The sequence below is a fragment of the Streptomyces atratus genome (genome assembly GCF_900119365.1).
GTDB lineage: Bacteria > Actinomycetota > Actinomycetes > Streptomycetales > Streptomycetaceae > Streptomyces > Streptomyces atratus_B.
Genome location: NZ_FPJO01000024.1, coordinates 30,469 through 55,442, shown reverse-complemented (window position 1 = coordinate 55,442; position 24,974 = coordinate 30,469). Strand labels below are relative to the sequence as shown.

The 24,974-nt window shown below is 71.1% G+C and carries 23 protein-coding genes; 11 read left to right on the top strand and 12 right to left on the bottom strand.

Going from position 1 to position 24,974, the window contains the following annotated elements:
• Nucleotides 1-129: 129 nt before the first annotated feature.
• From BT364_RS30185 to miaA, 5 genes are all read right to left on the bottom strand, one after another.
• Nucleotides 130-1,584, bottom strand: coding sequence for a M1 family metallopeptidase (locus BT364_RS30185; RefSeq protein ID WP_072488412.1), 1,455 nt, complete (start codon nucleotides 1,582-1,584; stop codon nucleotides 130-132).
• A gap of 96 nt (nucleotides 1,585-1,680) precedes the next feature.
• The gene (locus tag BT364_RS30180; RefSeq protein WP_072488411.1) at nucleotides 1,681-3,849 is read right to left on the bottom strand and encodes a RelA/SpoT family protein; all 2,169 of its coding nucleotides are present in this window, start codon (nucleotides 3,847-3,849) and stop codon (nucleotides 1,681-1,683) included.
• Between the two features lie 141 nt (nucleotides 3,850-3,990).
• Nucleotides 3,991-4,863, bottom strand: coding sequence for a diaminopimelate epimerase (gene dapF, locus BT364_RS30175; protein WP_072488410.1), 873 nt, complete (start codon nucleotides 4,861-4,863; stop codon nucleotides 3,991-3,993).
• 78 nt (nucleotides 4,864-4,941) lie between these two features.
• On the bottom strand, nucleotides 4,942-5,379 hold the full coding sequence (locus BT364_RS30170; RefSeq protein WP_072488409.1) for a hypothetical protein: 438 nt from the start codon (nucleotides 5,377-5,379) through the stop codon (nucleotides 4,942-4,944).
• 107 nt (nucleotides 5,380-5,486) lie between these two features.
• Nucleotides 5,487-6,425, bottom strand: a complete 939-nt coding sequence (gene miaA / locus BT364_RS30165; protein WP_072488442.1) for a tRNA (adenosine(37)-N6)-dimethylallyltransferase MiaA — start codon at nucleotides 6,423-6,425, stop codon at nucleotides 5,487-5,489.
• A gap of 181 nt (nucleotides 6,426-6,606) precedes the next feature.
• On the opposite strand from miaA, the gene BT364_RS30160 reads away from it, so the two are divergent.
• Nucleotides 6,607-6,843, top strand: a complete 237-nt coding sequence (locus BT364_RS30160; RefSeq protein ID WP_072488408.1) for an antitoxin — start codon at nucleotides 6,607-6,609, stop codon at nucleotides 6,841-6,843.
• Nucleotides 6,844-6,927: 84 nt separating this feature from the next.
• Here BT364_RS30160 and BT364_RS30155 read toward each other — a convergent pair whose 3' ends face one another.
• Both BT364_RS30155 and miaB read right to left on the bottom strand, forming a co-directional pair.
• Complete coding sequence (locus BT364_RS30155; protein WP_072488407.1) at nucleotides 6,928-7,641, bottom strand: class III extradiol dioxygenase subunit B-like domain-containing protein; 714 nt, start codon at nucleotides 7,639-7,641, stop codon at nucleotides 6,928-6,930.
• Between the two features lie 59 nt (nucleotides 7,642-7,700).
• On the bottom strand, nucleotides 7,701-9,230 hold the full coding sequence (miaB, locus tag BT364_RS30150; protein WP_072488406.1) for a tRNA (N6-isopentenyl adenosine(37)-C2)-methylthiotransferase MiaB: 1,530 nt from the start codon (nucleotides 9,228-9,230) through the stop codon (nucleotides 7,701-7,703).
• Nucleotides 9,231-9,354: 124 nt separating this feature from the next.
• On the opposite strand from miaB, the gene BT364_RS30145 reads away from it, so the two are divergent.
• Nucleotides 9,355-10,353: a TAXI family TRAP transporter solute-binding subunit gene (locus BT364_RS30145; protein WP_072488405.1), complete on the top strand. Its 999-nt coding sequence runs from the start codon at nucleotides 9,355-9,357 to the stop codon at nucleotides 10,351-10,353.
• A 24-nt stretch (nucleotides 10,354-10,377) separates the two neighbouring features.
• On the opposite strand, the gene BT364_RS30140 is transcribed toward BT364_RS30145, so the two are convergent.
• The gene (locus BT364_RS30140; RefSeq protein WP_072488404.1) at nucleotides 10,378-11,772 is read right to left on the bottom strand and encodes a sensor histidine kinase; all 1,395 of its coding nucleotides are present in this window, start codon (nucleotides 11,770-11,772) and stop codon (nucleotides 10,378-10,380) included.
• 15 nt (nucleotides 11,773-11,787) lie between these two features.
• Nucleotides 11,788-12,480 (bottom strand): response regulator transcription factor, encoded by a 693-nt coding sequence (locus BT364_RS30135; protein WP_072488403.1) that lies wholly within the window; start codon nucleotides 12,478-12,480, stop codon nucleotides 11,788-11,790.
• 357 nt (nucleotides 12,481-12,837) lie between these two features.
• Here BT364_RS30135 and BT364_RS30130 point away from each other — a divergent pair, with 357 nt between their 5' ends.
• The 8 genes from BT364_RS30130 to BT364_RS30100 all read left to right on the top strand — a co-directional run bounded on the left by BT364_RS30130 (nucleotide 12,838) and on the right by BT364_RS30100 (nucleotide 19,203).
• Nucleotides 12,838-13,623 (top strand): amino acid ABC transporter ATP-binding protein, encoded by a 786-nt coding sequence (locus BT364_RS30130; protein WP_072488441.1) that lies wholly within the window; start codon nucleotides 12,838-12,840, stop codon nucleotides 13,621-13,623.
• Nucleotides 13,624-13,692: 69 nt separating this feature from the next.
• The gene (locus BT364_RS30125; RefSeq protein WP_072488402.1) at nucleotides 13,693-14,529 is read left to right on the top strand and encodes a glutamate ABC transporter substrate-binding protein; all 837 of its coding nucleotides are present in this window, start codon (nucleotides 13,693-13,695) and stop codon (nucleotides 14,527-14,529) included.
• Between the two features lie 75 nt (nucleotides 14,530-14,604).
• Nucleotides 14,605-15,270 (top strand): amino acid ABC transporter permease, encoded by a 666-nt coding sequence (locus BT364_RS30120; RefSeq protein WP_072488401.1) that lies wholly within the window; start codon nucleotides 14,605-14,607, stop codon nucleotides 15,268-15,270.
• A complete protein-coding gene (locus tag BT364_RS30115) occupies nucleotides 15,267-16,166 on the top strand; it encodes an amino acid ABC transporter permease (RefSeq protein WP_072488400.1) in 900 nt (299 codons plus the stop codon). Before BT364_RS30120 ends, BT364_RS30115 begins: the two co-directional genes overlap by 4 nt.
• A gap of 245 nt (nucleotides 16,167-16,411) precedes the next feature.
• Nucleotides 16,412-18,025, top strand: a complete 1,614-nt coding sequence (locus BT364_RS30110; RefSeq protein ID WP_072488399.1) for an FAD-dependent monooxygenase — start codon at nucleotides 16,412-16,414, stop codon at nucleotides 18,023-18,025.
• 32 nt (nucleotides 18,026-18,057) lie between these two features.
• Nucleotides 18,058-18,144 carry a putative leader peptide gene (locus tag BT364_RS44380; RefSeq protein WP_311605579.1) on the top strand — a complete coding sequence of 29 codons (87 nt, stop codon included), beginning with the start codon at nucleotides 18,058-18,060 and terminating at the stop codon, nucleotides 18,142-18,144.
• Between the two features lie 73 nt (nucleotides 18,145-18,217).
• Nucleotides 18,218-18,799, top strand: coding sequence for a cupin domain-containing protein (locus BT364_RS30105; protein WP_072488398.1), 582 nt, complete (start codon nucleotides 18,218-18,220; stop codon nucleotides 18,797-18,799).
• Nucleotides 18,796-19,203 carry a rhodanese-like domain-containing protein gene (locus BT364_RS30100; RefSeq protein ID WP_072488397.1) on the top strand — a complete coding sequence of 136 codons (408 nt, stop codon included), beginning with the start codon at nucleotides 18,796-18,798 and terminating at the stop codon, nucleotides 19,201-19,203. The genes BT364_RS30105 and BT364_RS30100 overlap by 4 nt, the downstream gene beginning before the upstream one ends.
• 95 nt (nucleotides 19,204-19,298) lie before the next feature.
• Here the strand turns inward: BT364_RS30100 and BT364_RS30095 are convergent, their stop codons facing one another.
• Nucleotides 19,299-21,839, bottom strand: a complete 2,541-nt coding sequence (locus BT364_RS30095; RefSeq protein WP_072488396.1) for an FtsX-like permease family protein — start codon at nucleotides 21,837-21,839, stop codon at nucleotides 19,299-19,301.
• Between the two features lie 302 nt (nucleotides 21,840-22,141).
• Between BT364_RS30095 and BT364_RS30090 the strand changes: the two genes are divergently transcribed.
• On the top strand, nucleotides 22,142-22,804 hold the full coding sequence (locus tag BT364_RS30090) for a DUF6197 family protein (protein WP_072488395.1): 663 nt from the start codon (nucleotides 22,142-22,144) through the stop codon (nucleotides 22,802-22,804).
• A 173-nt stretch (nucleotides 22,805-22,977) separates the two neighbouring features.
• Here the strand turns inward: BT364_RS30090 and recX are convergent, their stop codons facing one another.
• On the bottom strand, nucleotides 22,978-23,709 hold the full coding sequence (gene recX, locus BT364_RS30085; protein WP_072488394.1) for a recombination regulator RecX: 732 nt from the start codon (nucleotides 23,707-23,709) through the stop codon (nucleotides 22,978-22,980).
• Between the two features lie 3 nt (nucleotides 23,710-23,712).
• Nucleotides 23,713-24,840, bottom strand: a complete 1,128-nt coding sequence (recA, locus tag BT364_RS30080; protein WP_072488393.1) for a recombinase RecA — start codon at nucleotides 24,838-24,840, stop codon at nucleotides 23,713-23,715.
• Between the last annotated feature and the right edge of the window lie 134 nt (nucleotides 24,841-24,974).

Sequence of the window (24,974 nt, the reverse complement as noted above, 5' to 3'; positions counted from 1 at the left end):
GATGGAATTCCGTTACATCAGTCACAACGCGTGACCCCTTCCGATGATTCCCGCTGTCGGGAATCTCCGGTCCGGCCGCCGCGGCGACCCGTCGATAGTGGCACGGCCGTACCTCACCAGTCACCGGGTTTATCGCTGTGCGGCGGGCGTGGCGCTGTGCCAGTCCGGGTGCCCCGGCATCGGCGGGGTCTTCTCCCCGTACAGCCAGCCGTCGAGGAACGAGGTCAGGTCGCGGCCCGCGGTCCGGGAGGCCAGCCGGACGAAGTCCTCGGTGGTGGCGTTGGAGTCCCGGTGCTTGCGCACCCAGCTCCGCTCCAGCCGGTCGAACGCGCTCGCGCCGATCTCCTGGCGCAGCGCGTAGAGGATCAGTGCGCTGCCGTCGTACACCACCGGCCGGAACAGGCTGATCTTCTGTCCGGGTTCCGGGGCGTCGGGACGGGCCGGCGGGCCGCCGGCCGCTCGCCAGCCGTCGGATCTGGTGTAGGCCTCACGCATCCGGCGCTCCAGCGGCTTGTCGGCGTGCTCCTCGGCGTAGCGGGCCTCGTACCAGGTGGCATGTCCTTCGTTGAGCCACAGATCGGACCAGCTCTGCGGAGAGACGCTGTCGCCGAACCACTGGTGGGCGAGCTCGTGCACCATGATCGAGTCGAGGTACCACTCGGGATGGCCGGCCCCGGTGAACAGGGACCGCTCGAAGAGCGAGAGCGTCTGGGTCTCCAGTTCGAAGCCGGTGTCGTTGGCGGCGACGAGCAGTCCGTACGTCTCGAAGGGGTAGCGGCCGACCTGCTTTTCCATCCACTCCAGCTGGGCGGGGGTCTTGCTGAGCCTGGGTTCGAGGCGCTTGCGGTCGGCGGTGGGCACCACGTCGCGTACCGGCAGTCCGTGCGGGCCGGTACGGTGCAGGACGGTGGAACGCCCGATGGAGACCTGGGCCAGTTCGGTGGCCATGGGGTGTTCGGTCCGGTAGGTCCAGGTGGTGTCGGCGCCGTGCCGGGCCGTGCCGGCGGGCAGTCCGTTGGCCACCACGGTGAGGTCCTTGGGCGCGGTGACCCGGAAGGTGAAGTACGCCTTGTCGGCGGGGTGGTCGTTGCTGGGGAAGACCCGGTGCGCGGCGTCGGCCTGATTGGCCATGGCCAGGCCGTCGGCGGTACGCAGCCAGCCGCCGCTGTCCTGGTCGCCGCCGGGGTCGCTGGTGTGCCGGACGGTGATGCGCAGCGGCACCCCGGCGGGGAGCCGGCCCAGTGGCTCGATGACCAGGTCCTCGTCCGTGACGGCGAAGTCGGCGCGCAGACCGTTGACTTCGACGCTGCGGACGGTGCCCCGGGTGAAGTCGAGGTTGATCCGGTCCAGCGGCTCGGTGGTCCGCGCGTCGATCCTGGTGACGGCGTCCAGCGGCTTGCTGTTGTCGCCGTGGTAGGTCAGTCCGATGTCGTAGGTCCGGACGTCGTACCCGGGGTTGCCGAGATGGGGAAAGAGCGGATCCCCGATGCCGAGCGGCACGGGTGAGGGGAGGGTGGCTGCGACGAGGGTGGCTGATGCGGTGACCAGCAGAGCGGCCCGCAGACGGCGGGAGATGAACGGCATGAACTACCGCTACCAGCGACTTCCCGCTGGGCAGGCGCGGCGCGCGCCGCGCCACCCGAATGAGAGCGGATGGCGGACGGCACCTGCCCGCCGGCGTCAGAGGGCGGCTGCGGGGTGCCGGGCGCGGCTCACGTCGTACACCCCGGGCACGTCACGCATGGCGCGCATCAGGCCGGGCAGTCCGGCCGCGTCGGGGAGCTGCAGGGTGTAGGTGTGCCGGACACGCTGTTCGCTGGGCGGTTCGACGGTGGCGGCGATGATCGCCGCGTCCGCCGTCGCGATCGCCTCGGTGAGATCGGCGAGCAGCCGGGGACGCCCGAAGGACTCTGCGACCAGCGTGACCCGGTACTCGGTGGAGTCTTCCCAGCTCACCCCGACCGGCGACCGGCCGACCGACCGCATCCGGGCGACGGCGGGACACTCCAGCCGGTGGACGGTGACGGCACCGCCGCGCACCACGAATCCGGTGACGGCGTCGGGTGGTACGGGGGTGCAGCAGCCCGCGAGCCGTACGGTGGCGTCCGGCCGGTCCACCACGGCCGTCGCGGTCCCGCCCGGGGCCGTGGCAAGCCCGGCGCCGACCGGCCCCTGCGGCTGCGGTCCGGGCCTGGAGTGGCCCTGCGACGGCTGTCCGGGCCGGCCGCCGTGCGGGCTCGGGGTGTCCTCGGGGTGGGTGTCCAGCCAGCCGGTGATGGCGATGCGTGCGGCGGGCGTCCTGGCGTGGTCGAGCCAGTCGGGCGAGGGGCCCGAGGCGGCGTCCTCGGCGAGCAGCAGCTGCACGGTGTCGCCGTCGCTGAGCACGGTGCCGAGGGTGGCCAGCCGGCCGTTGACCCGGGCGCCGATGCAGTTGTGCGCCCGGTCCCCGTACTGCGCGTAGGCGGCGTCGACGCAGCTGGCTCCGGCGGGCAGCCCGAGCGTGCCGCCGTCGGTCCGGAAGACCGTGATCTCCCGGTCCTGGGCCAGGTCGGCGCGGAGCGTGGTCCAGAAGGTGTCGGGGTCCGGGGCGGACTGCTGCCATTCGAGGAGCCGGGAGAGCCAGCCGGGCCGGGTGGGGTCGGCGCGCTCGCCGTCCGCGGGTTCGGCCGCCTGGGGGCCGGTGCCGCCGTCCGCGGCGTACGGATTGCCGAGGGCGATGACCCCGGCCTCGGCGACCTTGTGCATCCGGTGGGTACGGATGAGGACTTCGGCGACCGCCCCGTCCTCACCCACGACGGCGGTGTGCAACGACTGGTACAGGTTGAACTTGGGGGCGGCGATGAAGTCCTTGAACTCGGAGATCACCGGGGTGAAGCAGGTGTGCAGCTCACCGAGCACGGCATAACAGTCGGCGTCCTCGCCGACGAGCACCAGCAGCCGGCCGAAGTCGGTGCCGCGCAGCTCGCCGCGTTTGATGCCGACCCGGTGCACGGAGACGAAGTGACGTGGCCTGATGAGGACTTCGGCGGGGATGCCGGCCTCCCGCAGCACCGTCGTGACGTTCTCCGCGATGGCCGCGAGCGGGTCCTGACGGGCGGCGCCGGAGCCGTCCGGCCGCGCCGACGCGGCGGCGATCAGCGCGCGGGTGCGTTCGTACTCCTCGGGGTGGAGGATCGCGAAGACCAGGTCCTCCAGCTCGGTCTTGAGGGCCTGTACGCCGAGCCGTTCGGCCAGTGGGATCAGTACGTCACGGGTGACCTTGGCGATCCTGGCCTGTTTCTCGGGCCGCATCACGCCGAGGGTGCGCATGTTGTGCAGCCGGTCGGCGAGCTTGATCGACATGACCCGGACATCGTCCCCGGTCGCGACCAGCATCTTGCGGAAGGTCTCCGGCTCGGCGGCCGCTCCGTAGTCGACCTTTTCGAGCTTGGTGACGCCGTCGACGAGATAGCAGACCTCGTCGCCGAACTCGTCGCGCACCTGATCGAGGGTCACATCGGTGTCCTCGACGGTGTCGTGGAGCAGCGACGCGGTGAGTGTCGTCGTCTCGGCGCCGAGTTGGGCGAGGATCAGCGTGACCGCGAGCGGGTGCGTGATGTACGGCTCGCCGCTCTTGCGCATCTGTCCGCGGTGCGAGGACTCCGCGAGTACGTAGGCCCGGTGCAGGATCGAGAGGTCGGCGTCCGGGTGGTGGGCCCGGTGGGCCTCGGCGACATGGCCGATGGCGTCGGGCAGCCGGTCGCGGGAGACGGGGCCGAGCAGCGCGACGCGGCCGAGCCTGCGCAGATCGATCCGGGGGCGGCCCCGTCTGCGGATGGGGGCACCTGGGCTGGTGGCCTCTGCACTCATGGGGGCACCTCCGGCGGCATCGACCGGCGGTGGGAAGGTGCGGTCGCGCCTCCGGGCCGGTGCTTGATGCTACCGAGCCCACCACGTGGCGGAGTCCGGCTCTCGCCCAGCGTGAAACGGATCACCCATTCGAGCGAAGCTCTAGGCGCTTTCCGTTTCGAGCCAGGCGGAGTCGATCAGGCCCTCGGCGACGATCACGGCCGGTCCGGTCATCTCGATCTCGCCGTCCGGCCGCTCGGTGATCACGAGGGTGCCGCCGGGCAGATCGACCGTGTACGTGACGGGGGTGCCGGTCTCCGAAGGGTCCGCGCCGTCCCTGCGGGCCGCGGCGACGGCCACGGCACAGGCACCCGTGCCGCAGGAGCGGGTCTCGCCGGAGCCGCGCTCGTGGACCCGCATGGCGACATGGCGCGGTCCGCGGTCCACGACGAATTCGATGTTGACGCCCTCGGGGTAGACGGCCGCGGGGCTGTAGGGCGGCACGGAAAGCAGATCCCCGGCGTGCGCCAGGTCCTCGACGAAGGCCACCGCGTGGGGGTTGCCCATGTTCACGTTGCGGGCGTCCCAGCTGCGGCCGCCGAGGCTGACCGTGACACCGTCCCCGGGGAGGAGCGCGCGCCCCATGGAGACCGTGATCTCGCCGTCCTTGGCGATGTGCACCTTCTTCACGCCGCCCCGGGTCGCGACGGCGAGGTCACCCTCCTCGGCGTGTCCGGCGCGCTGGAGATACCCGGCGAAGACCCGCACGCCGTTGCCGCACATCTCGGCGATCGAACCGTCCGCGTTGCGGTAGTCCATGAACCACTCGGCCTCGCCCGCCATGGCCTGCGCCTCGGGGTGCGCGGCGGACCGTACGGCGTGCAGCAGGCCGTCACCGCCGATACCGGCGCGGCGGTCGCAGAGCCGGGCGACGACGGACACGGGCAGGTCGATGGTGTTGTCCGGGTCGGGAACGATCACGAAGTCGTTCTCGGTGCCGTGACCCTTGAGAAAGGCGATCTGCGAGGTGCTCACAGGGCAACTGTACGAAACGGCGCCGGCGGCTGACGGCCCCGGGCGGCCCCGCGCGCCCCGGCGGTGAAGGCCGGGGGGTCAGCGGAGCCGTGCCACGCGCCAGATGGCCAGCGCCACCAGCACGCCCACGACGACGACGTACAGAGCGATCACCCGCCAGTCGGACCGCTCGCCCGAGCCCCGCTGCGGCAGCCCGGGCCAGGTGTATCCCACGCGGCGGGCGGCCATCATGCCCCAGCCCGCCGCGCAGCAGCTGATCAGCAGGCCCAGCATGGCCACGACCGCGCCGCCGTCGCCGAACTCGAAGGCCAGCGGGAAGGCGAACATCAGCGATCCCACAGCGGCGAGCATGACGATCGGTGCCAGCTGCCAGATCCGCAGCCGGCGCGCGGGCCGCAGCTCGACCTCGACCTCGGGGGTCGCTTCGAGCTCGTCCGGCCCGTCGGGGCTCAGACTTCCTGTCCCGTGCAGCGCGTCCGGTGCGTCTTGTTCAGTGTCGCGAGGGCCGGCCTCCATCGCCACGCGCCCTCCCAACTCGGACTCCACTGGTCGATCGATGCTCGATGATGGCACGCTCCAGGTCACCGAAATGACGGGCAGGGCTTCCCGATGCCATCACGTGATCAGGCTGTAACCGCTCGTTCGATCAACGCCAGCGCCCGGCGCGGGAGTTCCCCGCGGTCCGCCGCGGCGCCGCTCAGCCAGTGGACCCGCGGATCGCGGCGGAACCACGAGTCCTGCCGGCGCGCGAAGCGCTTGGTGGCGCGCACGGTCTCGGCACGCGCCTCCTCCTCGGTGCATTCCCGGGCCAGCGCGGCCAGCACCTGCTGGTAGCCGAGCGCCCGGGACGCGGTCCGCCCTTCGCGCAGCCCTTCTGTCTCCAGGGCGCGGACCTCGTCCACGAGTCCGGCCGCCCACATCCGGTCGACCCTCAGGGCGATGCGTTCGTCGAGTTCGGGGCGGGCCACGTCGACGCCGATCTGGACGGTGTCGTACACCGCATCGTTACCGGGGAGATTGGCGGTGAAGGGCTTGCCGGTGATCTCGATGACTTCGAGGGCCCGGACGATCCGGCGGCCGTTGCTCGGCAGGATGGCCCGGCCCGCCTCGGGGTCGGCGGCGGCGAGCCGGGCGTGCAGCGCTCCGGAGCCGCGCTCGACCAGCTCCTCCTCCAGCCTGGCCCGTACGTCCGGGTCCGTGCCGGGAAACTCCAGGGCGTCGATGGCGCCCTTCACATAGAGCCCGGAGCCGCCGACCAGGACGGGGGTGCGGCCGGCGGCGAGCAGCCGGTCGATCTCGGCGCGGGCCAGCCGCTGGTACTCGGCGACGCTGGCGGTCTCGGTGACGTCCCAGATGTCCAGCAGGTGGTGCGGGACGGATCCGCGCTCGGCGAGCGTCAGCTTCGCGGTGCCGATGTCCATCCCGCGGTAGAGCTGCATGGAGTCGGCGTTGACCACTTCGCCGTCGAGCTGCTGAGCAAGGAACACCCCCAGATCGGACTTTCCGGCTGCAGTGGGACCGACGACGGTGATGACCCGCGATGCGGGAGCTGAACTTCTCACCGCCACAGTCTCGCAAACCTCCGCACCTCTTCCCGAACGAGTGAGTTTGCCCGGTCGCGCCGCAGGTACGCCGGACGGCGCGGATCTTCTCTCACGACAGTAGAATCCAAAGTGAATATGGGCGTTTTTTCACGGTCCGAGGAAGCGCCCGACCGTAGTCCCCCAGCAGGGAAGGTGCCCGATGGGCTTCCTGGACAATTTGAAGGCCAAGCTGAGCCCCGCCAAGGAAAAGGTCGGCGAACTCGCGCATCAGCACGGGGACAAGATCGACCAGGGACTCGACAAGGCCGCACGGACGGTCGACCAAAAGACCAAGGGCAAGTACAGCGACAAGATCGAGTCCGGTACGAGGAAGGCCAAGGACGCGGTCGAGCGCCTGACCCACAAGGACGAGGGTGGTACGCCGCCCGCTTCCTGACCATGAACTGATCAAGTCCGACGGACGGCCGTGGAGCGACGACGCTGCACGGCCGTCGGCCGTGCGTCCCCGGGCGGCAGGGGCTCAGGACCAGGCGGCGACCAGGTAGCCCACGCCGTACGGAGCGTCCTCGTACAGGAGCCGCCCGGTCAGCCCCGCCCCCTGCGCCGCGCCCGCGAGCACCTGCCAGGGCGCCCGGCCCGCCGCCTTCAGCTCGTACGCCAGTGACGCGTCCAGCGCGGTCAGCGCGTCGGTGTCCGCCGCGCCCAGTGCGCGGGCGGCCGCCGCGTCGAAGGCTTCGGCCCGCTCGTCCAGATAGCCCGGGGCCTTGAGCGTGCGGCAGGCGCTGCCGTCGCCCATCACGAGCAGCGCGACCCGGTCCGCCCTGGCGGCCAGGTCCCGTCCGGCGCTCGTACAGCGGTCGGTCTCCAACGGCTCCCCCACGCCCAGTGCCTCGACCGGCGCACCGTCCCATCCCGCGCGGGCCAGCAACCAGGCGCCGACGGAGAGGGACGGCGGGAGCGTGTCGTCCGCCACCGGTCCGCGGTCGCGCCCGAGCCGGACGCCCAGGTCGACGCCGAAGCCCTTGAAGCTGCCCGTGGCCCCCTCGGGGTGCGGGCCGCGCCCCGGCAGGTCCGCGGGCCCGACCACGACCAGCAGATCGGGGCGCGCGGCGGCGAGCACACCGAGGGCCTGGGCGCAGGCGTCCCGGGCGGCGTCGAGCTCGGGCGCGGCACCGGCGGCGACCTCGGGTACCAGCAGGGGCGGGCAGGGGCACACAGCGGCGGCGGCAAGCATGGTGGGCAGCGTACTGCGTGGCCCCGGCACGCAGCTCGGCCGCCGTCGGGCTCCCGGTGTCAGTCGCGGCCGCAGCCGGGGGCCGCCGCGACCGGCAGCGGCGCCGGGGCTCCGATGCCCGGCAGTCCCAGCATCACTCCGGCCGGCTCGGCGGCCTCGGCGGCGGTGCGCTTCTCCCAGGCGTCCCCGGCCCGGGTCCGCCGCACGGCCACCGGTGCGCCCTCGGCGAGGAGGTGGTGCGGGGCCGCGTAGGTGATCTCGACGGTCACCACATCGCCCGGTCGCACGTCCTGGTCCGGCTTGGTGAAGTGGACCAGGCGGTTGTCGGCGGCGCGGCCGGAGAGGCGGTGGGTGGCGCCGTCCTTGCGGCCCTCGCCCTCCGCGACCATGATCTTCAGCGTCCGGCCGACCTGCTTCTTGTTCTCCTCCCAGGAGATCTCCTCCTGGAGGGCGGACAGGCGCATGTACCGCTCCTGGACGACCTCCTTGGGGATCTGCCCCTCCATCTCGGCGGCGGGGGTCCCGGGACGCTTGGAGTACTGGAAGGTGAAGGCGTTGGCGAAGCGCGCCTCGCGGACCGCGTGCATGGTCTGCTCGAAGTCCTCCTCGGTCTCGCCGGGGAAGCCCACGATGATGTCGGTGGAGATGGCGGCGTCCGGCATCGCGGCGCGCACCTTCTCGATGATGCCGAGGAAGCGCTCCTGCCGGTACGAGCGCCGCATCGCCCTGAGGATCGTGTCGGAGCCCGACTGCATCGGCATGTGGAGCTGCGGCATCACATTGGGTGTCTCGGCCATCGCCGCGATCACGTCGTCCGTGAAATCGCGGGGGTGCGGCGAGGTGAAGCGGACCCGCTCCAGCCCTTCGATCTTCCCGCAGGCGCGCAGCAGCTTGGAGAAGGCCTCGCGGTCGCCGATGTCGGAGCCGTACGCGTTCACGTTCTGGCCGAGCAGGGTGATCTCCGAGACGCCCTCGGCGACCAGGGCCTCGATCTCGGCGAGGATGTCACCGGTGCGGCGGTCCTTCTCCTTGCCGCGCAGCGCCGGGACGATACAGAAGGTGCAGGTGTTGTTGCAGCCGACGGAGATCGAGACCCACGCGGCGTAGGCGGACTCGCGCCGGGTGGGGAGCGTGGAGGGGAAGGCCTCCAGGGATTCGGCGATCTCGATCTGCGCCTCCTCCTGGATACGGGCGCGCTCCAGCAGCACGGGCAGCTTGCCGATGTTGTGCGTACCGAAGACGACGTCGACCCAGGGGGCCCGCTCGACGATGGTGTCGCGGTCCTTCTGCGCCAGGCAGCCGCCGACGGCGATCTGCATGCCGGGCCGCTTGGTCTTCATCGGAGCGAGCCGGCCGAGGTTGCCGTAGAGCTTGTTGTCGGCGTTCTCCCGCACCGCGCAGGTGTTGAAGACGACAACGTCCGCGTCGCCGTCGGAACCCTCGTCCGCACGGACGTAGCCCGCGCCCTCCAGCAGCCCCGACAGCCGCTCGGAGTCGTGGACGTTCATCTGGCACCCGTAGGTGCGGACTTCGTAGGTCTTGGGTCCCTCGACGCTCACTGCGGGGCTCCGGTCGCTGCTGCTGGTCATGCCCTCCAGGGTAGGTGGTCCCGGGAGGGTCCCCGGCGGGCGGCCGCAGTGATCATCAGCCGGTCCGTCGTGAGCAGGCATCCTGCCCTGGTCATCGCCGGAGCGGGCTGGCAGGATCACCGCCATGCTCCAGGCACTCTCCCGTATCGGCAGGCGACGCGTTCTTCAGGCGTGCGCCGCCGTCGCCGTCGTGCTCGGGCTGCTGCTCTGGTGGCTGCTGCCACTCGGGGATCCGGCGCCGACCGGAACGCTGACCTTCAGCACCGGCGTGCGCAGCGGGGTCTACCAGCGCTACGGCGAGCGCCTCAAGGGGGACCTGGCCAGGGATCTGCCCGAGGTGTCGATACGGCTCCGGACCAGTGAGGGCTCGCAGCAGAACATCGCACGGGTGGCGACCGGGAAGGCCGACTTCACCATCGCCACCGCCGATGCCCTCGCCACCTATCTGCGCGGCGGCAAGCCCGGCGCCGACCGGCTGCGGGGCTGTGTGCGGCTGTACGACGACTACATCCAGCTGGTCGTGCCCCGCGACTCGGAGATACGGAAGGTCTCGGATCTGCGCGGAAAGCGCGTCGGGGTAGGACAGCGCGGTTCGGGCGTACGGCTGGTCGCCGACCGGCTGATGAAGGCCGCGGGTCTCGATCCCACCGACGACGTGAAGCCGGTCTCCGCCGGTATCGACACCATGCCGAAGCAGCTGGAGGACGACCGGCTCGACGCCTTCTTCTGGTCCGGCGGGCTGCCCACGTCCGCGGTGCAGGAGTTGTCGGACCGGTTCGCGATCCGGCTGGTGCCGTTGGAGGCTTCGCTGGTCAAGGAGCTCCAGGCGGCGGGCGGGTCCGCCCGCTACTACCGTTCGGCGATGATGCCCGCCGACGCCTACCGCAACGCGCAGCAGGACCAGGCGGTGCCGACGGTCGCGGTCGCCAATGTGCTGGTGACCACGGACCGTTCGGATCCGTCGCTGACGGAGGCGTTCACCCGGACCGTGATCGACAGCCGGGACCGGATCGGGCGCGAGGTGCATGCGGCCCAGCTGGTGGATCTGCGTACGGCGATCTACACCGATCCGCTACTGCTGCACGAGGGGGCCAGCCGCTACTACCGCTCGGTCAAGCCCTGACCCCTTCCTCCCCCCCCGTTCCGCTCAGCCCTGCGGGCCGTTGCGCGGCACCGAGACCGTCACCCGCAGCCCGTGCGGCGCATGGGCCGCGTAGCTCAGGGAACCGCCGCCGGCCGCCAGGAGCGCCTGCGAGATGGAGAGCCCGAGGCCTGAGCCCCGGATGTTCTGATGCTGGGTGCTGCGCCAGAAGCGGTCGCCGATGCGTTCCATCTCCGCCGTCGTGAGGCCCGGTCCGCGGTCGGCGACGACGACCGTGACGTCGTCGGGGCCGGAGGCGACCTTGACGACGACCTCTTCCTCGGCCGGGGTGAACTTCAGGGCGTTGTCGATGATCGCGTCCAGGGCGCTCGACAGTGCGATGGGGTCCGCCCAGGCGGTCACAGCGGACGGGCCGTCCGTCCTGAGCCGTACCCCCTTCTCCTCGGCGAGCGGCCGCCAGGACGCGACGCGCTCCGCGGTGAGCGCACCGATGTCCGTGAGCTGGAGATCGGCCGCGGCGTGTTCGGCCAGCGCCAGGTCGAGCAGGTCGTCGAGGACCTGCGCGAGACGCTTGCCCTCCGTGCGCACGGAGGCGATCTCCTCGTTGCCCTCGGGGAGTTCCAGCGCGAGGAGCTCGATCCGCAGCAGCAGCGCGGCGAGGGGGTTGCGCAGCTGGTGCGAGGCGTCGGCGACGAAGGCGCGCTGCTGCTCCAGCACGTCCTCGACGTTGTCGGCCATCTCGTTGAACGACCGGGCCAGGCGCCGCAGTTCCGGTGGCCCGCCGGAAGCCGCGACGCGGGACCTCATCCGCCCGCTGGCGATGTCGTGGGTGGCCGCGTCCAGGGTCCGTACGGGCAGCAGCACCCAGCCGGTGAGGCGGATCGCGGCGCCGACCGCGACCAGCATCGCGACCGCTTCGCCGGCCGCGATCAGCAGCCAGCCGCGCAGCGTGCGCGCGCGCATCTCCTCGGTGGGCGAGTCGAGGACGACGACGGCGACCACGTCGCCGTCCCGTACGACGGGTGAGGCGACGACGACCCTGCCGTCCTGCCACGGCCAGACCTGCGGCGGATCATGGCTGCGCCGACCGAGCAGGGCCTCCTTGAACGCCTCGCGCCCCTCCCCCTCGATCGGGAGCTGCCAGGCGGCGGGCGCCTTCGCCATGGCGCTGTCGTCGCGGTAGAAGACACCGGCGCGGATGCCGTACACCGACGCGTAGGTGTCGAGTTCGCTGCGCAGGGTGCGCCGGCGCTCGTCGTAACCGGCCGCCCGCTCGGTGATGAACTGCGCGAGTGCGGCGAAGCGTGCCGTGTCGTCGATGCGGTCGATGACGACGCGTTGCTGCTGGGCCGCCGCCACGCTGACGGCCAGCGGGAAGCCGAGGGCGAGCAGCACGCCCGCCATGAGAATGATGAGCAGGGGAAGCAGCCGGGTGCGCACCTGGGACGTATGCCTCTACGCGGACGGGGCGACGAGCCGGTAGCCGACCCCGCGCACCGTCTCGATCAGTGCGGGCAGCCGCAGCTTGGAGCGCAGGGACGCGACGTGCACTTCGAGTGTGCGCCCCGTGCCCTCCCAGCTGGTACGCCACACCTCGCTGATGATCTGCTCCCGGCGGAACACCACTCCGGGGCGCTGGGCGAGCAGCGCGAGCAGGTCGAACTCCTTGCGGGTGAGCTGGACTTCCGCCCCGTCGACGCTGACCCGGCGGGTCGGCAGCTCGATGTGGACGTGCCCGAGGCGCAGTGCGGCGACGGGCGTGGGCACGGTGTCCTCGCCGGTCGTCTTGCGTCGGCTGACGGCGTGGATACGGGCGAGGAGTTCGCCGGTGTCGTACGGCTTGACCACGTAGTCGTCGGCGCCGAGGTTGAGGCCGTGGATCCGCGACCGGACGTCGGCGCGCGCGGTCACCATGATCACCGGGGTGGAGGTGCGCTTGCGGATCTTCCCGCACACCTCGTAGCCGTCCTGGTCGGGCAGGCCGAGGTCGAGGAGCACGACACCGAACGGCTCCGTGTGCGCGGGCAGCAGCGCCTGCAGCGCCTCCTCGCCGCTGCGCGCGTGCACGACCCGGAAGCCGTGCCGGGCCAGGATGGCGGAGAGGGCGGCCGCGACGTGGTTGTCGTCCTCGACGAGCAGCAGTCTCATGGCCTCCCTCTCCGGTTCTCCGATGGTTTCGACGGGACACCTGCCGGCAGGCGTCGGCAGATGTCGGTGCGGTCTCCCGTACGCTCCCCGTCACTTCCCCGTACCGAGGCGTTTCACGTTTATGGCGTACCAGGGCATCCACTCCGATGAGAGGCGGGTCAGTCAAGGCCCGCCCGCCGCATCCAGCCATCTGTTATCCACCCGGTACGCCGCAGGCGTCACACCCCTCACCCCGTTCACACGGAGTGTCCGGTTGCCGCCGGATCGTTATCCTCAATTTCCGCTCAGATGTAATGACGCTGGTAGCGCCGCGTCACTAGGGTCCTTCCCAACCGAGGAGGACGGAGCATGAAGCCGATGAGCGGAGTTTCAGTGACCAAGGGTGCCGGGGACGCCGCGCCTGCGGCGGACGACCTTGTCGTACTGAGCAACGTCAACAAGCACTTCGGCGCACTGCATGTGCTCCAGGACATCGACCTGACCATCGCCCGTGGCGAGGTCGTGGTCGTCATCGGGCCCTCCGGGTCCGGGAAGTCCACGCTGTGCCGCACGATCAACCGCTTGGAGACGATCGACTCGGGCGCCATCTCGATCGACGGCAAGCCGCTGCCCGCGGAGGGCAGGGAGCTGGCCAGGCTGCGCGCCGACGTCGGCATGGTCTTCCAGTCGTTCAATCTCTTCGCGCACAAGACGGTGCTCGAGAACGTGATGCTGGGCCAGATCAAGGTCCGCAGGACGGACAAGAAGGCCGCCGAGGACAAGGCCCATTCGCTGCTGGACCGGGTGGGTGTGGCGACGCAGGCCGACAAGTACCCCGCCCAGCTCTCCGGCGGTCAGCAGCAACGCGTCGCCATCGCAAGGGCGTTGGCGATGGACCCGAAGGTGATCCTCTTCGACGAGCCGACATCCGCGCTCGACCCGGAGATGATCAACGAGGTGCTGGAGGTCATGCAGCAGCTCGCCCGGGACGGCATGACGATGGTCGTCGTCACCCATGAGATGGGTTTCGCGCGCTCGGCCGCGAACCGGGTCGTCTTCATGGCCGACGGAAAGATCGTCGAAGAGGCCACGCCCGACCAGTTCTTCAGCAACCCGCGCAGTGACCGGGCCAAGGACTTCCTGTCGAAGATCCTTCACCACTGATCGATCCTGCACCGCCGGGCCCCGGACCGGCTGATCACTCACATCGCGTCAACTCTAGGGAAAACCACCATGCAGCTTCGCAAGGCCACCGCCGCCTCGGCCGCCGTGCTCGCTCTCGCCCTCACCGCCACCGCCTGTGGTTCCGACAAGGAGGACGGCGGCTCGGGCGACGGCAAGAAGATCACGATCGGCATCAAGATCGACCAGCCGGGCATCGGCCTGAAGACCCCCGACGGCAAGTACACCGGCTTCGACGTCGATGTCGCCACGTACGTGGCCAAGGAGCTCGGCTACAAGGCCGAGGACATCGTCTTCAAGGAGACCAAGAGCGCCGACCGCGAGACGGCGATCGAGCGCGGTGACGTCAAGTTCATCGCCGCCTCCTACTCGATCAACGACGAGCGCCTGCAGAAGGTCGACTTCGCGGGTCCCTACCTGCTGGCCCACCAGGACATCCTGGTCCGCGCCGACGACGACTCGATCAAGTCCCCGGCCGACCTGAACAACAAGAAGCTGTGTTCGGTCGCCGGCTCGACCTCGGCGAAGAACGTCAAGGACAAGCTGGCACCGAAGGCGCAGCTCCAGACGTACGGCGGCTACTCGGAGTGCCTGACCGGCCTGGAGAACAAGGCCATCGACGCGCTGACCACCGATGACAGCATCCTGGCGGGCTACGCCTCGCAGCAGAACTTCCAGGGCAAGTTCAAGCTGGCCGGCTTCAAGATGACCAACGAGAACTACGGCATCGGCCTGAAGAAGGGCGACGCCGACCTCAAGAAGAAGGTCGACGCCGCGCTCACCAAGATGGTCTCGGACGGTTCCTGGGACAAGGCCGTGAAGGACAACTTCGGTCCGGCGAACTACAAGAACGAGCCCGCCCCGAAGATCGGCAACATCGTCAAGTGAAGCAGGGCTGACCGGGCGCGCCGTCCGTGAACGGTGGCGCGCCGTGCCCTCCTACACGCGGAAGCGCGGGAGATCGTGTTCGACTTTCTTGAAGGTTACGACCTGCTGGGGGCCTTCTGGGTGACGGTGCAACTCGCCGTCTACTCCGCCCTCGGCTCCCTCATATGGGGAACGCTGCTGGCCGGCATGAAGGTCAGCCCGGTCCCCCTGATGCGCGGCTTCGCCACCGCGTACGTGAACGTGGTCCGGAACATTCCACTGACCGTGATCATCGTCTTCTCGTCGCTGGGCCTGAACCAGACGCTGACCATCTCGCTCGGCGCCGATGTCATCGAGGACATCAACTTCCGGCTGGCCGTGCTCGCCCTGGTCGCCTACACGGCCGCCTTCGTCTGCGAGGCGCTGCGCTCCGGCATCAACACGGTGCCGGTCGGCCAGGCCGAGGCGGCGCGCGCACTCGGGCTGAGCTTCACGCAGGTACTGCGGCTGATCATCCTTCCTCAGGCGTTCCGCGCGGTGGTCAACCCGTTGTCCAACGTGCTGATCGCACTGACGAAGAACACCACGATCGCCTCCGCGATCGGCGTCGTCGAGGCCTCCTACCTGATGAAGGACATGATCGAGGCCGAGGCCCAGCTGATCCTGATCGCGCTGGTCTTCGCGTTCGGCTTCGTCGTCCTGACCCTCCCGACCGGCCTGATCCTCGGCTGGGTGAGCAAGAAGGTGGCGGTGAAGCGATGAGTTCCGTCCTCTACGACGCCCAGGGGCCCCGCGCCAAGCAGCGCAACATCCTCTACACGGTGCTGTTCGTCCTGGGCGCCGCGGCCGTGGTGTGGTGGGTCTACGACGGCCTGGCCGAGAAGCACCAGCTCGACTGGATCAAGTGGAAGCCCTTCTTCACCAGCTCCCAGCCATGGGAGACGTACATCTGGCCGGGCCTCCAGAACACGCTCAAGGCGGCGTTCTTCGCTCTGCTCATCGCGCTGCCGCTGGGCGCCCTGTTCGGCATCGGCAGGCTCTCGGACCACCGCTGGGTACGGATGCCGGCCGGTTTCGTCGTGGAGCTCTTCCGCGCCGTCCCGGTACTGATCCTGATGATCACCGCGAACGCGGTGTACGCGGAGTACACCGCCATCGACACCGAGATGCGTCCGCTGTACGCCGTGGTGACCGGACTGGTGCTGTACAACTTCTCGGTCCTCGCCGAGATCGTTCGGGCCGGAATCGAGACCCTGCCGAAGGGCCAGGCGGAGGCGGCCAAGGCGCTCGGCATGCGCAAGAGCCAGATCATGCTGTCCGTGCTGCTGCCGCAGGCGGTGACGGCCATGCTGCCGGCGATCGTCAGCCAGCTCGTCGTCATCGTGAAGGACACCGCGCTCGGCGGCGCCATGATGACCTTCCCCGAGCTGCTGGCGTCTGTCCGCCCGATGAGCGCAAACTACGGTGCCAACACCATCGCGTGCTTCACCATCGTGGCCGTGATCTTCGTCGCGCTGAACTTCGCGCTCACCTCCTTCGCGAGCCGGCTGGAGCGGTGGCTCCGGCGCAACAAGAAGGGGAAGGGCACCACGCCCGGGGGCGCACCGGAGACCATCGGTACGCCGTCGCTCGTCATCGACGACGGGCGCGCCGTCTGACAGCTCGTCGCATGGAGTTCCCGAGGGGCGGTGGCAGATGAGCCACCGCCCCTCACCGCTCTTTGGCGTCGCTTGACGCAAGCACCGGCAGTAGGTTGCATACGTTCTGTGATCGCGCCCCCTGCCCCCGCCGCCACACTTCCTCCGCCGCCTACCCCCGTTTCGAGCCGCGCGCTCGTTCCGTCCGCGTCCTCGGCGTCGTTCGCGCCCTCGGCCTCGTTCGCACGGATTCGAGGAGCCGCCCCGTGGACCCGGTGATCGTCGTCGGCGCCGGGCCCGTCGGTCTGGCGCTGTCGCTCGTCCTGGCGGCGCAAGGCGTTCCCTCCGTCCTGCTCGACGAGGACCCGGGCAAGGACGAGACACGCCCCGCCCGCACCGTGGTGCTGCGCGAGGACACCGCGGCCATGGTGGAGCGGCTGGGGTGCAAGGCGCTCCGGCACGAGGGGATGCGGTGGTCCGGGTGGCGGTCGATGCGGCGCAGGCAGCTGGTGCGTGAGCTGCCGCTCGGCGAGGACTCCCCCGAGGGCGATCCGTCGTCGGCCCCCGTCCATCTGCCACAGCACGTCCTGACGCGCGGGCTGCGGGACGCGGTGGCCGCGCAGGAGCTGGTGCGGGTGGCCCCGTACAGCCGGATCGACACGCTGGAGCAGGACCCCACCGGCGTCACCGTGCACACCAGGGAGCCGAACGCGACCTGGTGGCGGGGGAGTTATCTGGTGGGCTGCGACGGCGCCAGGTCCACCGTGCGCAAGCTGCTCGACATCCGGTTCCCCGGTCGTACGGCGGTGGAGCGGCATGCCGTCGCGGCGCTGCGCACCGAGCTTCCCTGGCCCGGGCAGGCCGTGCTGCACCGGCTGCCGCCGTGGCGCACCGGCGGCGCCGAGGTGACGGCGCGTCCGCTGCCGGACGGTGTCTGGCGGTTGGACTGGCTGCTGCCGCCGCGCGGCGAGCTGGTCACCCCGGACGCCCTGATCACCCGAGTCCGGGACACCCTGGCGGGCTGGTGCGGCGAGACACCGCCGTACGAGCTGCTGGACACGGGCGTGTACACGCTGCACCACCGGCTCGCCCTGCGCTGGCGGGTCGACCGGGCCTTCCTGGCCGGGGACGCCGCGCATCTGCTGGGCGCGCTGGGCACCCAGGGCCTCGACGAGGGGCTGCGGGACGCCGAGAACCTGGCCTGGAAGCTGGCCCAGGACTGGCACCACGGCGCCTCCGACGTGCTGCTCGACAGTTACCAGGCCGAGCGCCGGGCCGCGGTCGCCTCGCGGCTGCGCGCCGCGGACCAGTCGCTGCCGGTACTGCGTGGCGGCAAGGGGCTGCGGACCCTGGTCCCGGGGAGCGCACGGGGGCACGATTCGCTGCTCACCGACGGACATCTGGGCTGCGGCCCCCTCGGTGCGCCCCCCTCGTACTCGCATTCGCCCCTTGCGCCCCCACGCGCCGAGGCGCACACATCTGTGAGTACGCCCCCCGGTGCGCCGGTGGCCGATGTACGGGTGACGGCGCCCGACGGCACGACCGCGCGGCTCCGGGAGCGGCTGGGGCAGGGGAATCTGCTGGTGGTCCTGGTGGCGCCCGGCACGGGGGTGTGGGACCGGCGTCACTGGATGACCGCCGGCGTCATGCCCCGCCTCGCCGCGGCCGTCGACGCGCTGCCGGTGAAGGGTGAGCTGCTCGTGACCGAGAGCTACCCGGGGGCGTCGGCCCACACCGTGCTGCTGGTCAGGCCGGACGGGCACCTCGTCGCGTCGTTCGGCGGGGTGCGGCCCCGGGAGCTCTTCGCGGCGGCGGACGCGGTACGGGGCGGGGCGGTGCGCGCCGCGGTACGTTCCGACCAGGCTGCGGGCATCAATTGACCGCTGCGGGCGTCCATGGTGTACTCCGAACCGTGACCGACACCGATGTGCGCCTGTGGCGGAGGGTCCATATGGACCTCGTCCGCTATGCGGGCTGCGTGTGTCGGCCGTCCTGCTGAATCGCCTTCCCCCGCCCCGCCGTGCGCGCTGCCGCACGGACGGGCACCCGCGCGAACCCTCAGGACGGTCTCCGTGTCCACCCCTGCCTCGCTTCCCGTACCCACGCCTGCGCCCGAGTCCGGGCCCGCGTCCGCGAACACGTCCCCCTCCGTCGAGGGTTCCGGTCCGACGGCTGCGGAACTGCTCCATTTCGTCCGCCGCGTCGCCACCGACGCCGGGATCGTCGCCTCGCTCCCCCTCGATCCCGAGGGCCGCACCTGGATCCAGCTCGAAGGCCCCGGCGGCAGCGAGGCCTGGCTGATCGGCTGGCCTCCGGGGACCGGCACCGGCTGGCACGACCACGCCGACTCGATCGGAGCCTTCACCACCGCGGCCGGCACCCTCAAGGAGCTGTCGCTGGCCGCCCGGCTGCCCACCGACGGCTGGAAGACCCTCGAACTCACCGAAGGCATCGACCGGTCCCGGGAGTTGGACACCGGCCAGGGCCGGGCGTTCGGCCGCCACCACGTCCACGAGGTGCTGAACGAGTGCGCCACGGAGCACGCCGTCTCCGTCCACGCGTACTACCCGCCGCTGCCGCGGATCCGGCGCTACAGCCGCACCGGGAACCTGCTCCGCCTCGAACAGGTCGAGCGGCCGGAGGACTGGAGTTGAGTGCCGTTGGCCGGGGCGGTACGGAGCCGGTCGGGATCGACGAGCTGCTGGAGCGGGTCCGGGCGGGGTTCGTCAGGGTCGGTCCGCGGGAGGCGGCCGCCGCCGCTGCGGACGATGCGCTGCTCGTGGACATCCGTTACGCGGAGCTGCGGGAGCGGGACGGGCTGATTCCTGGGGCGCTGGTCGTCGAGCGCAACGAACTGGAGTGGCGGCTCGACCCGCGGGGAAGCCACCGGGTCCCGCAGGCCGTGAGCCACGATCTGCGGATCGTGGTGGTCTGCAACGAGGGTTACGCGTCGAGCCTCGCGGTCGCGTCCCTGCGGCAGTTGGGGCTGGACCGGGCGACGGACCTGATCGGCGGGTTCCAGGCATGGCGTGCCGCGGGGCTGCCGGTCGAGGTCTGAACGGACGGGCTCGGGGTGCCGGGCATGGCCCGGAGTGACAGGCCGGTTCCGGGGTCCTGTCGAAGGGCCCCGGAACCTGATTCCGCCGGAGGGGGTCACTGCCTGGACGTGGCCGCCTCCACCGGCCTGATCCTGAGTGCGAGCCTGCCGGGCAGCGCGGTGGCGGCCAGTGCCAGCAGCGCGGCGGCGCCCACCACCGTCGCGTACAGCAGTGGCAGAACGGTGGGCGCCGCGCTGCCGGTCATTCCGATGCTGAAGGCGGTCAGCACGGCCAGCGCGATTCCGCTGCCCAGGGCCGCGGCGATCAGCAGCACCGACAGGGCCTCGACCCGGAGCATCCTCAGGACCTGCCGCCGGGTCGCGCCGGCCAGCCTGAGCATGGCGAACTCCCGGAAGCGCTCGGAGACGGACATGGCGAGGGTGTTGACGACCGCGATGGCGGTGAAGGCCAGGATCAGGCCCATGGCGAGGTAATTGACCGCCGCGTTCTCCTGCTGCCGGTCCGCCTGGAGCCGGTCGGCGGTCTCCGGCGACACGACGGAGACTCCGGGGAACTGCCTGATCGCGGCGGTGAGTTCGTCACGGCTGCCGGACCCGGCGATCAGGACGGTGGCGGCGAGCGGGTTGTCCATGTGGCGGGCGAGCAGGTCGTGGGGCAGTGTCAGGTCGCCGAAGCCCAGCCCGCGACGGTAGACGGCGGCGACGGTGAGAGTCGCGGGGGTGCCGTCGCCGAGGTGGAGCCTCAGCACACTGCCGGGGCGCAGGCCGAGCCGGTCGGCGGCGAGTTCGCTGATCGCGGCGGTGCCGCGGCCGCCGGTGAAGGCGGTGAGCGATCCGCTCGTGACGTCCGGGTCCCAGGTGCGGGTGAGACCGGCCCGGGTGACGCCCTGGGCCTGGTACTTGTCGAGGCCGACGCGCACGGTGGTCCGCACGACCTCCGTGGCGGCCGTGACGCCCGGAGTCCTGCGGACCGCCCCGGCGGCCTCGGACGGGACACCCGGTCCCTGCGCGGCCAGCACCCAGGTGGCACGGACGCCGTCGCGGGCCTGGGCGCGGGCGGCGTCCCCGAGGGTCGGCTGGACGAAGAGGACCGTGCAGGTCATCCCGATGAGCAGGGTGAGCGGCGTGACGACGGAAGCCATCCGGGCGGTGTTCCCGCGGATGTTCGCGGTCGCCAGAGGTCCCCCCGGACCCGCCAGCCGCATTACCCCCGCGAGCAGCACGGACGCGAACCTCACCAGGTACGGCCCCAGCAGTGACACGGCCGTGGCCGATACGACGACGGTGAGGAACGTGACCGGCGTCGCGGCGGCCTCGGTACGCAGCACGCTCAGTACCCCGACGAGAGCGGCTCCGCCCGCGAGCAGTACCAGACCCGCCACGGTCCGGCCCCGGGCCGGGCCGCGCTCGACGGTGGACTCGGCCATGGCCTCGGCGGGCCGGATGCGGGCGATACGGCGGCCGGAGATCCTTGCCGCCGCCCAGGCGCCGACAAGGGTGACGGCGAGCGCCGCGCAGGCCGGGAAGATGCCCGCGGTGCGTTCCAGAGTGACCGGAACCGCACCCATGTCGATGAATCGACCGTGCAGCCAGCCGGCGAGGGGCAGTCCGGCGAGCGCGCCGAGAACACCGGCCACGGCTCCGACTGCCAGGGCCTCACGGCCGAGGAGACGGCGGATCTGGCGCGGGGTGGCGGCGATGGCGCGGAGAAGGGCCAGTTCGCGGTGGCGCTGCTGGATGGAGAGGGCGAAGGTGCCGACCACGACGAGGATCGCGACCAGGAGGGACGTGCCGCCCATGGCGCCTCCCATGGAGACCAGCTTGATCCGGGCTCCCGCGGCGTCCAGGAATTCGACGGGGCCCCGGGCCTCGCCGGTGGCGACCTGGGCGGAGGTGCCCTTGAGCGCCTGCTCGACCCGGTGCTTCAGCTGCGCGAGGTCGGTGCCGGGCGCGGGTGTCACGCCGAGAGCGGAGATCCGGCCGGGGCGGGCGGCGAGGCGCTCCGCCTCGGTGGAGGAGAAGAAGAGCGAGGTCTGCTGCCGGAGGTCGCTCCGCCCGGCCGGGGCCGCGATGCCGCTGATGCGGTACGGGCGGGGAGCGCTGGTGGACTGGACGACGAGCCGGTCCCCGGGCTTCAGGCCGTTCTCTTCGGCGAGGGCCCGGTCGATCACCACGTCGTCACCGGCGGAAGGGGCACGGCCCGAGACGAGGCGGAAGGGAGTGAGCGGGGCGGAGGCCCAGGAATGGCCGTACGAGGGACGGGAGACGGGCCGGTCCACGGGCCTGGCCAGGAAGGTCAGTTCGGGTACGACCTGGCCCACGCCTTCCAGGTCACCGACCCGGTCGGCGACGGTGGCGGGGAGCCAGGCACGCTCGGCGACCGGCTTCGCCTTGTGCTTGACCTTGGTCTTTCCCTTGCCCTTGTGCTTGACCGTGGTGCGGTGGACGTTCTGGTCGGCGGAGACCACGAGCGGCGCGGCGGCGTAACGCTCGGTGGCGATCCTTCCGCGCAGGCCGGTCTCCAGGAGCGTGCCGCAGGCGGTGCTCAGGGCGGCGGCGCACAGGAGAGCCAGGAAGGCGCCGAGGAACCCTCCCTTGCGGTCCCGGATCGTCTGTAACGCATAGCGCAGCATCATCGTGCGTCCGTCTCTCTTCTGTGGTCGCGCTTGGGGATCACGGTCGGTGGCGGCGCCGGAGTCCCGGGCGGGGCCGGGTGTGCGGCTGCTCCGTCATGCGTCACACAGTGCTCTGTGCATGGGTGCCCGCACACTGCAGCGTGCCTGTGTGTTCGGGCGGGGGGCTGCCCCCCGTATGCAGCCGGCCGTTCCCCCGAATCCGCCCCGACACACCCGAACGCCACGCTCCGGTGGAGCGATCCCCGTAGCCGACGGACATTCACCTCAACACCAAGGACCGATGTGACGGAGGCCTCGCACCCATGCCGACCCCCACCCTCACCCCCGACCAGCTGGACGCCCAGGCCGCTCGTCTCCATGACACCGAGGCGTGGCAGCAGATCATCACCGGTTGGGAGGCAACGGCCCCCGACCCCGTGCGGCCGTCCTCCCTCGCCCCGGTACTACCGTCCTCCCCCGGCGTCGCGGAGCAACTCCCCGACCGCCGGCCCGCCGACTGGCGCGACCTGCTGTCCGTGCCGGTCGACCGGCTCATCGCCGACTCCGTCCGCGCCCTGCCCGCGACCGCGCCGCGCGAGCGGCCGCTTCCCGGGCGCCTGGGCGCGGTCCTCCCGGACCGGCTCCACTCCTGGCGCCGCATCGGCCAGCCCGAGGTGCGGCCCTCCACGCATCTCGCCTACGCGAGGCAGATCCTGACCGAATGGGGCTGGCAGAACACCCCGTACCAGCTCCGCAACGCCCGTGGTGCACGGTGCATCTGCGGCGCCCTCCTCACCGCGCACCGGCTGGGCTACGGCTCCCTCGCCACCGTGGACCGGGCCGGCGCCTGGCTCGTCGCCGAGCTCCGCTCCCGGGGCTGGACCGGGCTGATCGGGCCCTGGAACCGCTGCCCCGGCCGCACCGCCGCGGATGCGCTCGCCCTGATCGACGCCACCATCATCCGCGCCGCCCACGCCGGGCAGTGATCAACGCGCCTCCCCCGTAACTCGTCTGCCCCTTGGCGGCCGTACCCGAGGAACTGCCCGCCACACGGCTCTCTCCCCCCGGCACTCAACGCCTCGCCGCCCCGTGCTGTCCGCCCCTGCGTCCGGCGCTTCCCCGGGAGCCCCCGCATGTCCGCCGCCCGCTACGATCCCGGTCAGAAGGGCTCGTCCAGCCCTTCCGTGTCCTCGCCCTCTTCCTCCAGTGCCTGCCGCACGACGCGCAGGGCCATGCCCTCCCCGTACCCCTTGCGCGCGAGCATGCCCGCGAGGCGGCGCAGCCGCTTGTCGCGGTCCAGGCCGCGAGTGGAGCGCAGCTTGCGCGCGACCAGCTCGCGGGCGGTCGCCCCCTCCTGCTCGGAGTCCAGCTGCCCGACGGCCTCGTCGATCAGCGTGGAGTCCACCCCCTTGGTGCGCAGCTCACGGACGAGAGCGCGGCGGGCCAGTCCGCGTCCGTGATGACGGGACTCCACCCAGGCGCCCGCGAACGCCGCATCGTCGATCAATCCGACGTCCTCGAAGCGCGAGAGCACTTCCTCGGCCGCCTCGTCCGGGATCTCCCGTTTACGCAGGGCGTCCGCGAGCTGCTTCCTGGTGCGCGGGGTCCCGGTGAGCAGCCGCAGGCAGATGTTGCGCGCCTGCTCGACCGGGTCTCGCGGCTCCCCCTTCTCGGCCCTCGACGAGGAGGGGGAACCGCTGCTCCTGGTGCGGGAGCGGGCACGGCGACCCGCCCCCTCGCCGAATCCGGCGCCCGAGCCCTGGCCGCGACCGGGACCGGTCTCCGGCTCGTACGCATCCTCGGACTCGGCCATGTGCCCGGCGGCCAATTCCTGGCCGGGACCGGTGTGATGGTCAGTGGCGCTGACCGGCCACTCCGTACGACGCGTCACGGCCTAGCTCTTGGCCGCCGCGGTCTTGGCCGGCTTGGCCTTGCCGGCCGGAGCGGCCGCCGGCTTCGCGCTGTCGGCCGGAGCCGCGCCACCCGCTGCCGCGTCCGCCCCGGACTCGGCGGCGCTGTCCTCGGGCCGGACGCCGATGCCCAGCTTCTCCAGGATCTTCTTCTCGATCTCGTTGGCGAGATCGGGGTTGTCCTTGAGGAAGTTGCGGGCGTTCTCCTTGCCCTGGCCGAGCTGGTCGCCCTCGTAGGTGTACCAGGCGCCCGCCTTGCGGACGAAGCCGTGCTCCACGCCCATGTCGATCAGACCGCCCTCGCGGCTGATGCCCTGGCCGTAGAGGATGTCGAACTCGGCCTGCTTGAAGGGCGGCGAGACCTTGTTCTTGACGACCTTGACCCGCGTGCGGTTGCCGACGGCTTCGGTGCCGTCCTTCAGCGTCTCGATCCGGCGGATGTCGAGGCGCACCGAGGCGTAGAACTTGAGCGCCCGGCCACCGGTCGTGGTCTCCGGCGAGCCGAACATCACACCGATCTTCTCGCGGAGCTGGTTGATGAAGATCGCAGTGGTCTTGGACTGGTTGAGCGCGCTGGTGATCTTGCGGAGCGCCTGGCTCATCAGACGGGCCTGCAGACCCACGTGCGAGTCGCCCATCTCGCCCTCGATCTCCGCACGCGGCACGAGCGCCGCGACGGAGTCGATGACGATCAGGTCGAGGGCGCCGGAGCGGACCAGCATGTCCACGATCTCAAGGGCCTGCTCGCCATTGTCCGGCTGGGACAGGATGAGGCTGTCGATGTCGACGCCGAGCTTCTTCGCATACTCGGGGTCGAGGGCGTGCTCCGCGTCGATGAAGGCGACCGAGCCGCCGAGCTTCTGCGCGTTCGCCACGGCGTGCAGCGTCAGCGTCGTCTTGCCGGAGGACTCCGGTCCGTACACCTCCACCACACGGCCGCGCGGCAGGCCGCCGACCCCGAGGGCCACGTCGAGGGCGGTCGACCCGGTGGGGATCACTTCGATGGGCTCGTTCGGCCGCTCGCCGAGGCGCATCACCGCGCCCTTGCCGAATTGCCGTTCAATCTGTGCGAGTGCGGCGTCCAGCGCCTTCTCGCGGTCGGTTCCTGCCATGGGTTCCACCCGATTTGCTTGAGTCGATCGCTTCACGTCAAAGACGCTAACCCCTGCCACTGACAATGGGCCTCGACGTCCTCCCGGCCTGTGGACAACTCCACGGTCGGGCCCGGGAAAACCCGGCCGGAATC

Coding starts and splice junctions, on each gene's coding strand:
- BT364_RS30185 (WP_072488412.1), bottom strand. CDS start 1,584: ATGCCGTTCATCTCCCGCCGTCTGCGGGCCGCTCTGCTGGTCACCGCA.
- BT364_RS30180 (WP_072488411.1), bottom strand. CDS start 3,849: ATGAGTGCAGAGGCCACCAGCCCAGGTGCCCCCATCCGCAGACGGGGC.
- BT364_RS30170 (WP_072488409.1), bottom strand. CDS start 5,379: ATGGAGGCCGGCCCTCGCGACACTGAACAAGACGCACCGGACGCGCTG.
- BT364_RS30160 (WP_072488408.1), top strand. CDS start 6,607: ATGGGCTTCCTGGACAATTTGAAGGCCAAGCTGAGCCCCGCCAAGGAA.
- BT364_RS30155 (WP_072488407.1), bottom strand. CDS start 7,641: ATGCTTGCCGCCGCCGCTGTGTGCCCCTGCCCGCCCCTGCTGGTACCC.
- miaB (WP_072488406.1), bottom strand. CDS start 9,230: ATGACCAGCAGCAGCGACCGGAGCCCCGCAGTGAGCGTCGAGGGACCC.
- BT364_RS30145 (WP_072488405.1), top strand. CDS start 9,355: ATGCTCCAGGCACTCTCCCGTATCGGCAGGCGACGCGTTCTTCAGGCG.
- BT364_RS30135 (WP_072488403.1), bottom strand. CDS start 12,480: ATGAGACTGCTGCTCGTCGAGGACGACAACCACGTCGCGGCCGCCCTC.
- BT364_RS30130 (WP_072488441.1), top strand. CDS start 12,838: ATGAGCGGAGTTTCAGTGACCAAGGGTGCCGGGGACGCCGCGCCTGCG.
- BT364_RS30125 (WP_072488402.1), top strand. CDS start 13,693: ATGCAGCTTCGCAAGGCCACCGCCGCCTCGGCCGCCGTGCTCGCTCTC.
- BT364_RS30115 (WP_072488400.1), top strand. CDS start 15,267: ATGAGTTCCGTCCTCTACGACGCCCAGGGGCCCCGCGCCAAGCAGCGC.
- BT364_RS30095 (WP_072488396.1), bottom strand. CDS start 21,839: ATGATGCTGCGCTATGCGTTACAGACGATCCGGGACCGCAAGGGAGGG.
- BT364_RS30090 (WP_072488395.1), top strand. CDS start 22,142: ATGCCGACCCCCACCCTCACCCCCGACCAGCTGGACGCCCAGGCCGCT.
- recA (WP_072488393.1), bottom strand. CDS start 24,840: ATGGCAGGAACCGACCGCGAGAAGGCGCTGGACGCCGCACTCGCACAG.